General features: G+C 42.2%; 11 protein-coding genes. 4 read left to right on the top strand and 7 right to left on the bottom strand.

Annotation, left to right across the window (positions count from 1 at the left end; all coding sequences use genetic code 11):
- Window positions 1-156 precede the first annotated feature (156 nt).
- The 3 genes from IM322_RS04585 to rplU form a co-directional block, all read right to left on the bottom strand.
- A complete protein-coding gene (locus IM322_RS04585; RefSeq protein WP_287675114.1) occupies window positions 157-1,089 on the bottom strand; it encodes a phytanoyl-CoA dioxygenase family protein in 933 nt (310 codons plus the stop codon).
- 146 nt (window positions 1,090-1,235) lie between these two features.
- Window positions 1,236-1,505, bottom strand: a complete 270-nt coding sequence (gene rpmA / locus IM322_RS04580) for a 50S ribosomal protein L27 (protein WP_002744094.1) — start codon at window positions 1,503-1,505, stop codon at window positions 1,236-1,238.
- 34 nt (window positions 1,506-1,539) lie between these two features.
- Window positions 1,540-1,929, bottom strand: a complete 390-nt coding sequence (gene rplU, locus IM322_RS04575; RefSeq protein ID WP_149989476.1) for a 50S ribosomal protein L21 — start codon at window positions 1,927-1,929, stop codon at window positions 1,540-1,542.
- 195 nt (window positions 1,930-2,124) lie between these two features.
- Here rplU and murQ point away from each other — a divergent pair, with 195 nt between their 5' ends.
- The 4 genes from murQ (at window position 2,125) to IM322_RS04555 (ending at window position 5,796) form a co-directional block, all read left to right on the top strand.
- Window positions 2,125-3,045 carry an N-acetylmuramic acid 6-phosphate etherase gene (murQ, locus tag IM322_RS04570; RefSeq protein WP_287675113.1) on the top strand — a complete coding sequence of 307 codons (921 nt, stop codon included), beginning with the start codon at window positions 2,125-2,127 and terminating at the stop codon, window positions 3,043-3,045.
- A 27-nt stretch (window positions 3,046-3,072) separates the two neighbouring features.
- A complete protein-coding gene (locus IM322_RS04565; protein ID WP_287675112.1) occupies window positions 3,073-4,563 on the top strand; it encodes a site-2 protease family protein in 1,491 nt (496 codons plus the stop codon).
- Window positions 4,564-4,742: 179 nt separating this feature from the next.
- Complete coding sequence (locus IM322_RS04560) at window positions 4,743-5,108, top strand: DUF4164 domain-containing protein (protein WP_286826923.1); 366 nt, start codon at window positions 4,743-4,745, stop codon at window positions 5,106-5,108.
- 109 nt (window positions 5,109-5,217) lie between these two features.
- On the top strand, window positions 5,218-5,796 hold the full coding sequence (locus IM322_RS04555; RefSeq protein ID WP_286826924.1) for an esterase/lipase family protein: 579 nt from the start codon (window positions 5,218-5,220) through the stop codon (window positions 5,794-5,796).
- Window positions 5,797-5,967: 171 nt separating this feature from the next.
- On the opposite strand, the gene IM322_RS04550 is transcribed toward IM322_RS04555, so the two are convergent.
- From IM322_RS04550 to IM322_RS04535, 4 genes are all read right to left on the bottom strand, one after another.
- Window positions 5,968-6,558, bottom strand: coding sequence for a HEAT repeat domain-containing protein (locus IM322_RS04550; protein WP_287675109.1), 591 nt, complete (start codon window positions 6,556-6,558; stop codon window positions 5,968-5,970).
- A 1-nt stretch (window position 6,559) separates the two neighbouring features.
- Entirely contained in the window at window positions 6,560-7,069 is a 510-nt protein-coding gene (locus tag IM322_RS04545) for a HEAT repeat domain-containing protein (protein WP_287078045.1), read from the bottom strand.
- Between the two features lie 31 nt (window positions 7,070-7,100).
- On the bottom strand, window positions 7,101-11,324 hold the full coding sequence (locus IM322_RS04540; protein WP_287713120.1) for a HEAT repeat domain-containing protein: 4,224 nt from the start codon (window positions 11,322-11,324) through the stop codon (window positions 7,101-7,103).
- 155 nt (window positions 11,325-11,479) lie between these two features.
- The gene (locus tag IM322_RS04535; RefSeq protein ID WP_287675105.1) at window positions 11,480-11,824 is read right to left on the bottom strand and encodes a hypothetical protein; all 345 of its coding nucleotides are present in this window, start codon (window positions 11,822-11,824) and stop codon (window positions 11,480-11,482) included.
- Between the last annotated feature and the right edge of the window lie 246 nt (window positions 11,825-12,070).

Raw genomic sequence — 12,070 nt, 5'->3', positions numbered from 1 at the left:
TTAAATGGACGGGTCGGAAAGCGTAAGACTTCTGTTAAAGAAGCAGCATCCCGGGTCGCGTCAACCCCATTGACGCGACCATTCTAAAAAGGTGGCGTGGTGAGGAATCGCCGTCCGTTTTACGGCGGCGAGGATGTCAATAGTGGTACATTAATCTTACCAATTAAAAGGTCCCAAAGCCCGATCGTTGTAATCGCCACCCTCGGCAATAAAATGAATTACCATCGATTTACGGGTTAGCAGGGTATTATTAATCTTCCCACCACCATGAATTAACATTCCGTGCCAGAGAAGAATCTCTCCTTTTTTAGCAGTAAATGATTGACAGTCATAATTCTGAGCGCGCTGGTTAACATAATCTTGGTATTGGGGAATTTGAGCGGCAGTAATATTTTTAAGATTGACGGCGGGATAGTCTGGAAAAAAGTCAGTTACTTTGATATTTTTATGAGATTTAGGATAAAAAATTAGTGGGCCAGCATCGGCGGAAATATCTTCCAAGGCAATCCAAACACCAACTAAATGATTAGCAGGATGAACATAAAAAACTGCCATATCCTCATGCAGCCCCTGCTCTGTACCGTGCAGGAAGTTGATGGAATATCTCGGTTCGCAGGATTTGCCAATAATTAAATTAACTAAATCTCTCAGATTTTGATTGTCAAAAATTGCTTGAGCGGCGGGGGAAATCTCATGAAAGGCATGGAGTCGCCAAATAGAATTAACTAAGGCTTTTCTTTGCTCCATATCTAGGGCTAAAACTTGCTCGTGACTTAAACTCGCTGGTAGATTTTCTGCTTGAATGCCTTCAATTCTTAATCCAGGGATAGCCGATTCTAGGAAAAATAAATCGGCTAATTCCGCTACTAAATTATTGATCGCCGTGGCCGGAATTAAATCTTTGACAATACAATAACCCAATTCTCGCCAATGGTCGAGGAGTTGATATTCTCGTTCGGAAATTCGCTGTTGTTGACGAGCTTTTTGCAGGGATTTTTCCGCTCGCGATCGATCCAACCAGGGTAATTCGGCAGTAGAATTGAAAGACCAGGGCAAATTTTTTAAGATATGGGCAATTTTAAGAATCATACTCAGTTCATCTTTTCCGAGCTACTTTCGGACTATTTTAATCCATGAGTGTTCGGTCTAGTCTGTCAACAGATATAAATTATTTGAAAAACCCCCTAGGATGAGTTAGGAGGTTACAGGGAAAAAATTAATCAGGGTTGATGGGATTAACTAGCGCTAACTTCAGCAGGATAAACGCTAACTTGACGGCGACTTTTATCCTTGTATTCAAATTTGACCACACCATCAATTAAAGCGAATAAAGTATCATCGCCACCACGACCAACATTTTTACCCGGGTGAACTTTAGTACCCCGTTGACGGATGAGAATATTTCCCGCTTTTACCACTTGACCACCGTAGCGCTTAACGCCTAGGCGTTGGGAACGAGAATCGCGTCCGTTGCGGGTACTACCCGTACCTTTCTTATGAGCCATAATTTCTCTCCAAATGCTTTTTTGATTCTAAAAGTTATTCTTCTTCATCGCTACTATCTTCTACAACTTCAGCGACGGAGGTAGCAGCAGTGGCGACTAGGGTTTTACCGTTATAATTGATTGAATCAATCATAAAACGGGTAATTTCTTGACGATGACCGCGTTTTTTACGGGTTTTCTTTTTCGGGCGCATTTTATAAACAATAACTTTTTTGCCCCGACGATGTTGCATGACAGTCCCTTCGACGGTGGCCCCTTCGATAAAGGGTTGACCGATGCTAATATCATCCTCATCATGGATTAATAGCACTTTGTCGATGGTATGGGTACTTTGTTCATCGACGGGAAGAAGTTCGATATCGTAATAGCGACCGGGTTCTACCCGAATCTGTTTGCCACCGGTCTCAATAATTGCGTAACTCATGAATTTTCTGCGCTCGTTTTGCCGTACAGGTAGCTGAAAAAAATTCCAGCTTTTGTGCTAATGTCCTCACCTGATCCGAGCAGGAATTGACACGATTTACTATTATCTAATATTCGGGCGGCAATTGTCAAGCTCTTTACCCACCGATTGGCTATATACTGAAAATAATCTTACGAAAAGCTCAATTAAACCGTTATGGAACAGTGGGAAAGCAGAGGACACCTTTTAACCGAACAAATTAACCCAAATAGCCTAAATTTAGACCAATTAAACCCGCTCGAATTGGTGGATCTCTTCAATCGCGAGGATGCCCAAACCCTAAAAGCGATCGCCATGGCCCGGCAAGAATTGGCCCTGGGGATATCCCTGACCAGTCAAGCTCTGGCTAAAGGTGGTAGACTCTTTTACATTGGGGCGGGAACCAGTGGCCGGCTGGGGGTTTTGGACGCGGCCGAATGTCCCCCCACCTTCTGCACTCCCCCGGAATTGGTACAGGGAATTATCGCCGGTGGAGCGGCGGCGCTGGTGCGTAGTTCCGAAGATTTGGAGGATAAAGCGGAAGATGGGGCGGCGATTATTGCCCAGCGAGAAATTCACGAATTAGACGTGGTAGTGGGGATTACCGCCGGGGGGACAACCCCCTACGTTCATGGGGCTTTACGGGCGGCAAAACAGCGAGGTGCGACGACGATTGCTATTAGTTGTGTCCCCGCCGAACAAGTGGAGATCGCGGTGGATGTGGATATCCGGTTATTGACTGGACCGGAACTTTTGGCCGGCTCCACACGGCTGAAAGCGGGAACGGTGACGAAAATGGCTTTAAATATCCTCTCCACAGGGACAATGGTAATGTTAGGCAAGGTTTACGGCAACCAGATGGTCGATGTGGCAGTTACTAATCATAAACTCCATGACCGCGCCCTGCGGATTATCTGCAACCTTACCGATGTTAGTCGCCAGGAAGCGGCTATTTTACTGGAAAAAAGTGGCCGCCGGGTTAAACTGGCTTTGTTAATGCAGAAAACGGGACTTTCGGCGGCCGCAGGACAAGAATTGTTACAAAAGCATCGGGGTCAATTACGGGCTGCCCTGCAAGCTTATAATCAAATTGATTGATAAAAACCTATTGATTTTGACTTTCCTATGGTTAATATTTCTTCGGAAATTGCTGCGATCGCTGTTATTTTCCTCGTCGCTGGTGCTATCTTGACTTGGAGTTTTTATCGGGCTAAACCCTACGGCCAACTGGGAATTTTAGCTTGGTTACAATCCTTGGTACTCATAGCTCCTTGGTTAATTTTTTTCGGGCTATTTGCGGCAGGAATTTATCTCAATCTAGCGGTAATTCTCTTTTTACTGGTTGCTTCCACCATTATCTATATTTATTTGGGCAACCGTTTACGCTTACTGAAAACCAATCAGATAATTGAACCGAAAGTTAACCCGGCAGTTAGCCAGTCCGTTACTCCTCTCGAAACCACGGCAGCGGTGACAGTAATTGTACCGGATGTGATTCCAATTACCGAAGAGGATTTAAAAGTTATTCAGAGTATTTTTGGGATAGATACTTTTTTTGCCACCGAGACTATCTCTTTTCAGGAAGGGGCAATTTTTAAAGGCAATTTACGGGGAGAACCAGATATCGTTCACTCTCGCTTAACCCAGAAATTAAGTGTTCATTTTGGCGATAAATATCGTTTATTTCTGGTGGAAGGAACCGAGGAAAAACCTGTGGTAATTATCCTTCCCAAAACTAACGATCCTAGTCCTGCCACTCTTGCTCAAAAAAATCTCTCTTTAGTTTTGTTAGTAGCCACTATTGTCACCAGCTTAGAAGCGGCGGGAATTTTATTGGGTTTTGATTTGTTTAGTAATTGGCAGAGATATCGAGAAGCAATTCCCCTGAGTTTGGGTTTATGGTCGGTATTAATTGCCCACGAAATCGGTCATCTAATTATCGCTAAACGCCATAATGTTCGTCTCAGTTTACCCTATTTTCTTCCCACTTGGCAGATTGGTTCTTTTGGGGCAATTACTCGTTTTGAATCTTTATTACCTAACCGCAGTGTTCTATTTGATATAGCTTTCGCTGGTCCTGCTTTGGGAGGTTTGGTTTCTTTAATCTTATTAATTGTTGGACTAACTTTATCTAATTCTGCCAGCCTTTTTCAAATCCCTAGTACCTTTTTCCAAAGTTCAATTTTAGTGAGTTTTTTAGCGCGGATAGTTTTGGGCGACGAGTTACAAAATGCCGTTATCTCCGTGCATCCTTTAACTGTTATCGGTTGGTTAGGATTGGTGATTACCGCCCTTAATTTACTGCCCGCAGGACAGTTAGATGGTGGCAGAATTGTTCAAGCTATTTATGGTCGCAAAATTGCCCGCCGTACCACTGTCGCCACTTTGGTCATTTTAGGCATTATTTCCTTAGTTAATCCCAGTAATCCGATTCCTCTCTATTGGACAATTTTAGTCGCTTTTTTACAAAGAGAGTTGGAAAGACCTAGTTTAAATGAGTTAACCGAACCCGATGACACCCGCGCTGGTTGGGGTTTATTACTACTCTTTTTAATGTTAGCGATTCTGATTCCTTTAAGCCCTAGTTTAGCGGGACGGTTAGGCATCGGTGGCTAAATACTTTCCCGAAATTCTTGCGATTGATTGCTGTCAAAAAAAGCTTGACAAAAACTCAAGTCTTGAATTATAATTTTCTTATAATGGGAATCCGTGTACGCCTATAGACTCCTGATTTTTCGGTAAGATATAGCCTCCAGCATTTAGCCCTGAAGATTTGACTTTTGGAGTGGCTCAAAATGTCTAACGAAACTGTCACTTATTCCCTAGAAGCTGTCCTGACAAGGATTGAGGGGAAAATCGACTCTCTGGAAAAACGCCTTGACGAGAAAATCGACTCTCTGGAAAAACGTATTGATGAGAAAATCGACTCTCTGGAAAAACGTATTGATGAGAGATTTGACAAGATAGAAGACCGGTTAACTAAAGTAGAAATAGGACAGGCCGAACTCAAGGGAGATATTAAGACTTTAGACGAAAAAATCAATGGATTAACTGCAAGAGTTGCCTATCAGGAATTCACCAATCGAGGGATTCTGATAGCATTGGTAGTCGCTATTTTAGGAGGTGCCGCTAAACTTTTTGGTTTTTTCCCTAATCCTTAGAAGTTGCCGGTAGCCGTACCTAGTAGATAGGCTCTTCCCAAAAATTTTTCGCTCATCACCCCGATCAACCGTTAGAATAGATTCAGAATTTAAGGATAAAATCTCATCTATGAATCCCGTTGTTTTGGTGCATGGTTTTCTGGACACTACTGCTGTTTTTAAACCGATGAGCAAGTATTTAAACTATCATGGTTGGCAGGTGCATAGTTTTAACCTAATTCCCAATCATGGTTACGAAAAGTTAGAAGTTTTAGCGGGTCAGGTAGATAATTATATCGAGAAAAACTTTGCTAAAGAGCAGAAAGTAGATTTGATTGGGTTTAGTATGGGAGGATTAATTACCCGCTACTACCTGCAAAGATTGGGAGGAGTGGAAAGAGTGCAACGTTACCTAAATATTTCTGCTCCGAATCGAGGCACTTTAACCGCGTATAGTTTACCTTTAGATGGGATTAGACAAATGCAGCCGGGGAGTCAATTTCTAGAGGATTTAAATCAAGATTGTCAACAAATTTTAAATAAAATTAAAACCACAATTATCTGGACTCCCTACGATTTAATGATATTTCCCGCCCATAGTTCTCGTTTATCGGTGGGCAAAGAAATTTCCATTCCGGTATTGCTTCATGCTTGGATGGTCAAAGATAGCAAAGTTTTAACAACAATTAAAGAGACCTTATTAGAATAGAAATACTGGTTGTCTCCAAAACTGGAACAGGGTCAAGATATCACCAACAAAAAAGTTAATTATCATCAAAAAAGCTTGACTTATGGTTATAATTGTGCTAATTCAAAAATAAAACCCATCAGCGGCGGACTTCGGGATTTGTATCATTAGAAGATTATTAAACCTCTCGGTTTACTCACTTAAATTAGCAGTTTCTAGCCATTTTTTACCCATTTCAATGGGAATACCGAGGGGAGGACAGAGGATTTTAATTAATTCAATTCCTCCCGTGATTAAAATGGTTCTTAAGCGAGAACTTTTCTTGATTTCTGCGTCAACTTGTGCGACAAAAGTTTGTTTTTCAACTTCGGTATTAGTGGGATAAGTTTGGGTGAGTTGGCTGATAAGTTGTTGGATTTCTTGAGCAGCTTCGGCTAAATTTTGGGGTGTGGCGTAATTATGTTGAACTGCTTTTTGATCTCCTTGCACCGTATCGGCAAAGTTAGCAATATTTGCTCCACGAAGGTCATATTTAGAAGCTTCTGACATAAGATTAGAAGATTGAAGATTACTGATGATAATTATAGCATCCATAATGGCAAAACTGACATTAAGATCGGCTTCAATTTCTAGGGCTTGACATAGAGTGGGAATGGCTTTTTCGGTGGCAAGTTTAGCTAAGGATTGAGCGGCTTTAATCCGAATACTTGGATTCTTGTCTGTGAATAGTCTTTTAGCAAGGGTTCTGATAATTAAATCGAGGGATTCTGTACTCAATTTCATATCAGTTTACTGCATAACGAGAGCCAATCTTACCGAGGGCATCAACAGCACTGAAACGCACGCTATCATCTTCATCGGAACATACATTTACTAGATAAGGAATAACATCTTCTAGTCCAATTTCACCTAAAGCAATTGTGGCTGTGACACGAACTTTTACTTCCTTATCTTGTAGGGATTGAATGAGATAGGATATTGCTTTTTCACTACCAATTTTTCCGAGAGATTCTGCCGTGATTATCCGAATATCGGGATTAGCATCAGATAAGCAGAAAGCTAGGCAAGGAATGGCGGATTCATTGCCAATTTCTCCTAAAGCTCGAATCAAATTCAGGCGAACATTAAGATCATTTTCTTGCATTAAATGAGATACTAAGGTATCGGCAAGGCTGCTATTGCCAATTTTTCCCAAAACTTCGGCGGCTTTAGCGCGGATCTGGGGGAGAGAATCGTTGAGTTTATTCAATAAAGTATTGATGGCGATTTGGGTGTTATTAAGTTGCTGAACCATGTTATTTTTTCTCTGGGTTATTGTTGTTAGGTTACTGGGGATAATTCTGTTGGCTTCCTTCCACATTATGAGCTAAATTGCCAATGGTAGCTCCTCTTAAATCATAGGTAATAGATGATAGGGATGCGTTTTTTTCAGAAGAAGTAGGAATATTTTGACCATCCTCTGCAAGTTTAGTTTCTACTGCTTGAATCATAGCTGCAAATTCCGATTGGCGGTGTAAGTCGATATTGAGAGTATTCATATCTTTAAGAATGTTGGTTAGATTATCAATATTGCCCCTGATTTCATCATATAAGTTTAATGTCGCCAAGATACTATTAGTTTTAGCTAAATCAATTTGTTTGTATTTTGCTTGTAGTTTTGCTTTTTCGTCTTCCCAATATTTCAGGTAGTCTATGCGCTCGAAGTCTTTATGAATTCTGGCATCTGGTAAAATAATCGGGAATATTCTTTGATAAAAGTCACCATTTCTAGCAATTTCTACTAATTCAAACATACAGTTTTCTGATTTTAAGTATCTATCGCTGATGACGGCGACGACACATTTCCCCTGTCCAATTTGCTGCATAAAGTTTTTGATGGAGTCTTTATAGGTGGTGTGGGTTTTATCCCGAATAATCTCAATTCCTTTAGCGGCAAAAGCTTGGACGAGTTGATTAGCCATTTCGTTGCTGTCTTCTTGCCAGTTGTAGGAGATGTAAACTTGTTGATTCATGGGTTGGGAGAGGGGGTGATAGTATTTAAGTTTGTTTTGAATTGTGTCTAGTGCTTTTCTAGCTGGATAGAGAGTATAGCGATTATTTAATGTGACAAAAGCAGGATTTTTCAGGCATTTGATAAGTTCAGTCATCGCTGTTTCTGAGCCAATATTACCCAAAGCCTCGGCTGCGTACCTACGAACCTCAAAATAAGAGTCTTCTAAAGCCTTGAGTAACCCCGGAATGGCTATTTCTGAGCCAATCTTACCCAAAGCGAAGGCTGCCTTCCCACGAACACCCCCATTAGAGTGCTCCAAAGCCTTGAGTAACCCCGGAACAGCTGTTTCTGAGCCAATTTTACCCAAAGCCTCGGCTGCATTCCAACGAACATCCTCATCAGAGTCTTCTAAAGCCCTGAGCAACCCCGCAATCGCTGTTTCTGAGCCAATCTTACCCAAAGCCTCGGCTGCGTTCCTACGAACAAACCCATCAGAGTCTTCTAAAGCCTTGAGCAACTCCGCAATGGCTGTTTCTGAGCCAATTTTACCCAAAGCCTCGGCTGCGTCCCTACGAACATAATAATCAGAGTCTTCTAAAGCCTTGAGCAACCCCGGAATGGCTGTTTCTGAGCCAATCTTACCCAAAGCGAAGGCTGCCTTCCCACGAACACCCCCATTAGAGTGCTCCAAAGCCTTGAGTAACCCCGGAACAGCTGTTTCTGAGCCAATTTTACCCAAAGCCTCGGCTGCGTCCCTACGAACAAGCCTATCAGAGTCTTCTAAAGCCTTGAGTAACCCCGCAATCGCTGTTTCTGAGCCAATATTACCCAAAGCGAAGGCTGCTTTCCCACGAACCTCAAAATCAGAGTCTTCTAAAGCCTTGAGTAACCCCGCAATCGCTGTTTCTGAGCCAATATTACCCAAAGCGAAGGCTGCGTCCCTACGAACATACTCATTAGAGTCTTCTAAAGCCTTGAGTAACCCCGCAATCGCTGTTTCTGAGCCAATATTACCCAAAGCGAAGGCTGCGTTCCAACGAACATAATTATCAGAGTCTTCTAAAGCCTTGAGTAACCCCGCAATCGCTGTTTCCGAGCCAATCTTAGCCAAAGCGAAGGCTGCGTTCCCACGAACATACCAATCAGAGTGTTCTAAAGCCTTGAGCAACCCCGCAATCGCTGTTTCTGAGCCAATATTACCCAAAGCCTCGGCTGCGTACCTACGAACATACCAATGAGAGTGTTCTAAAGCCTTGAGCAACCCCGCAATGGCTGTTTCTGAGCCAATCTTAGCCAAAGCCTCGGCTGCGTTCCTACGAACATACTTATCAGAGTGTTCCAAAGCCTTGAGTAACCCCGCAATGGCTGTTTCTGAGCCAATCTTAGCCAAAGCCTCGGCTGCGTTCCCACGAACATCCTCATCAGAGTGTTCTAAAGCCTTGAGCAACCCCGGAACAGCTGTTTCCGAGCCAATCCCAGCCAAAGCCTCGGCTGCGTACCTACGAACCTCAAAATAAGAGTCTTCTAAAGCCTTGAGCAACCCCGGAATGGCTGTTTCTGAGCCAATCTTAGCCAAAGCCTCGGCTGCCTTCCTACGAACCTCAAAATAAGAGTCTTCTAAAGCCCTGAGTAACCCCGGAATGGCTGCTTCTGTGCCAATTTTACCCAAAGCCTTGGCTGCGTTCCCACGAACATACCCATAAGAGTCTTCTAAAGCCTTGAGTAACCCCGGAATGGCTGTTTCTGTGCCAATCTTAGCCAAAGCCTTGGCTGCGTTCCCACGAACATACTCATCAGAGTGTTCCAAAGCCTTGAGCAACCCCGGAATCGCTGTTTCCGAGCCAATCTTAGCCAAAGCCTCGGCTGCGCTCCCACGAACATCCTCATCAGAGTGTTCCAAAGCCTTGAGCAACCCCGGAATCGCTGTTTCCGAGCCAATATTACCCAAAGCCTCGGCTGCCTCCCAACGAACATACTCATCAGAGTGCTCTAAAGCCTTGAGCAACCCCGCAATGGCTGTTTCTGAGCCAATATTACCCAAAGCCTCGGCTGCCTCCCAACGAACATCCCTATCAGAGTCTTCTAAAGCCTTGAGCAACTCATTAACAACTTCAATAGACTTTGTTAGTCCCAATAATTCCACCTTAAACAGTTTCGGTACATCCAACCGCAGCACTAATTCCACTGTCTGCTTTTGAAACTTAAAGTTGACTTCTCCTGCTAACCTCGCTCCTAATTGTAAATCAATCTCTAACCCTAACTTAACCACCCGTTTTGCTTGGGTTTCATTATCCAATAACCCCAACAGCAACGCCATAGGTTCCGTCCATTTGAGATAATTCAAATAGTCCCACTGTAACTGCTCATCCTTGAGATGGCGTAGTTTTTTCTGTAATTCCTCAGCCGTGTAGTATTCTTGAATCAGTTGATGGCGAAAAGCAATTTTCTCATTACCTTCTAGGTGAATTAGATGATATTTAAGTAAATCCTCTAACCACTGCTTACCGTAATATTCGGGAAATCCTTTATTTTTGATAAATTTGCTTAATTCTTCCTCTGCTTCTGTTCGGGAAATAGCCACCTGAATCTCAGTTTTTGACTCCCCTTGTGTCATTTTCCAAGCTAACACTTGCAGCAATTCTCGCCACCAATCCCGCGATTCTTGGTAAGTAGGAACATCTGCTTTTAATTTCTTGTTATAAATTCCTGTAAAAATCTGGAAAACTAAGCCTAAATTAGCAGGAATTTTGTTCTCATTATCATCAAAAACTGAACAAAGCATCCACAAAAGCAGAGGAGTTTCTCCCAATTCCTTGAGACGATTTCCCAACTGTTTAAGCATTTCTTCGCCTTTTTCGGGCAAATAGGACTTGACAAAATCCCGCATCTGTGGTTCGCTCAGGGGGAGCATTTCCAGCTTTTTCTCAATATTTAAGTCGTCGCTGCCTAAATCCCTTGTTGTGAAAATCATCGGGATTTCTGCATACTGCTGGCGAAAGTTTTTTAATTTCTGTCGTGCAGGATCTGAGGGCAATTCATTGATACCATCAAATAATAATAGTGGGATGAAATTCTGATTTTCTAACAGCCAACTTTCTAGGGTATTACTATCAATAATTAATTTATGGCGTTTCAGGAATTGTAAAATTAAATCAAGAATTGAGGTTTCATACAAGCGTAATTCGATGAGAATGGGAATTTGAATGATTTTAGCCTGATTTTGTTGATTTGGGCGCAAGCTTTGCGCTTCTTCTAATAACAATCTTGCTAAAGCGGTCGATTTTCCTGAACCCGGACGACCTTTTAAAAGAACGTGATTAGCCTTATACTTGCGTAAACCTTCTAAAACCGTGAATCTTTCGGTTTTTTCTGGTCTTTCTGCTCTTTCTTGCGGGTTTTCCCGTTCTTTTTCAATCGTCTGTACCCACAAATCCCTTAGCAAGGGTGCAGTTTTCGCTGGGCGCGTTTTTCCCTCTACGTCGGTGAGGGTGTAAAATGTCTCCCATTGGGCGTACTTTTCTGAGATTGATTCGAGATAGGAAGTCCAGTCAATCATTTACCTGTCTGTTAGTTCGAGAAGGAATCCCGATGAAACTCTCTAATATTTTTAATTGTAGGCTAAGAAGATTTGGTCATGACTTACAAGATAGAATCGGAGTTTCTGCATCCCTCTCCTGTCAGACAGGGAAAACCCCATCCGAATATAAACACTCACGCTGCTGTCGTACCTTGTTCCAAGCACTTTAACGTATATCTGGCACGAGTTTTAAGAATTGTTAATTGATCTGTTTTTGCCAACAACTCATCTAACTCCGCTACCTCATCAGCGCAGAGTAAAGATTCTGCATTTCTCGTCACTAAATCATCTAAACGGGTTTGCTCTACCAAGGCTAATTGACAACTTGCCAGCGCTTTTAATTCATCCACACTCAAACCAATCAAACAATCTTCATCGAGTCCTAATGAATTGGCAAATCGAGAATAGGTGTTCCAGTCCAATAAAACCCCGACTCGTTCTCCCTGCTCATTTGTTAAGTATTTTATCGGCTTGGACATATTAGAAACACTTACAATACAATGTAATCCTATTTTAGTAATTAATTCCAGAAAATGCCATTGATCGCCGATAAGGTTATCCTATTTTTGTTTTCCTAATTGTTGGTTTTTCTAAAAAGTTTGTGCGTTACGGCAATATTTAGACCTTGATTTTTTCCCTAAAAACAATGGATTGCCTAACGCACCCTACGTTTATTTCTGTTTTCCTAATTGTTGAGCTTTATAAAAAGTTTTTCTAAAAAGTTT

The organism is Microcystis sp. M109S1, from assembly GCF_020247025.1.
GTDB lineage: Bacteria > Cyanobacteriota > Cyanobacteriia > Cyanobacteriales > Microcystaceae > Microcystis.
This window is presented reverse-complemented; position numbering and strand designations above follow the sequence as displayed.

Bases quoted from the DNA above. Each gene is read 5' to 3' on its own strand.
- IM322_RS04565 (WP_287675112.1), top strand. From the start codon at position 3,073: ATGGTTAATATTTCTTCGGAAATTGCTGCGATCGCTGTTATTTTCCTC.
- IM322_RS04560 (WP_286826923.1), top strand. From the start codon at position 4,743: ATGTCTAACGAAACTGTCACTTATTCCCTAGAAGCTGTCCTGACAAGG.
- IM322_RS04585 (WP_287675114.1), bottom strand. From the start codon at position 1,089: ATGATTCTTAAAATTGCCCATATCTTAAAAAATTTGCCCTGGTCTTTC.
- IM322_RS04555 (WP_286826924.1), top strand. From the start codon at position 5,218: ATGAATCCCGTTGTTTTGGTGCATGGTTTTCTGGACACTACTGCTGTT.
- rplU (WP_149989476.1), bottom strand. From the start codon at position 1,929: ATGAGTTACGCAATTATTGAGACCGGTGGCAAACAGATTCGGGTAGAA.
- rpmA (WP_002744094.1), bottom strand. From the start codon at position 1,505: ATGGCTCATAAGAAAGGTACGGGTAGTACCCGCAACGGACGCGATTCT.
- murQ (WP_287675113.1), top strand. From the start codon at position 2,125: ATGGAACAGTGGGAAAGCAGAGGACACCTTTTAACCGAACAAATTAAC.
- IM322_RS04535 (WP_287675105.1), bottom strand. From the start codon at position 11,824: ATGTCCAAGCCGATAAAATACTTAACAAATGAGCAGGGAGAACGAGTC.
- IM322_RS04540 (WP_287713120.1), bottom strand. From the start codon at position 11,324: ATGATTGACTGGACTTCCTATCTCGAATCAATCTCAGAAAAGTACGCC.
- IM322_RS04545 (WP_287078045.1), bottom strand. From the start codon at position 7,069: ATGGTTCAGCAACTTAATAACACCCAAATCGCCATCAATACTTTATTG.
- IM322_RS04550 (WP_287675109.1), bottom strand. From the start codon at position 6,558: ATGAAATTGAGTACAGAATCCCTCGATTTAATTATCAGAACCCTTGCT.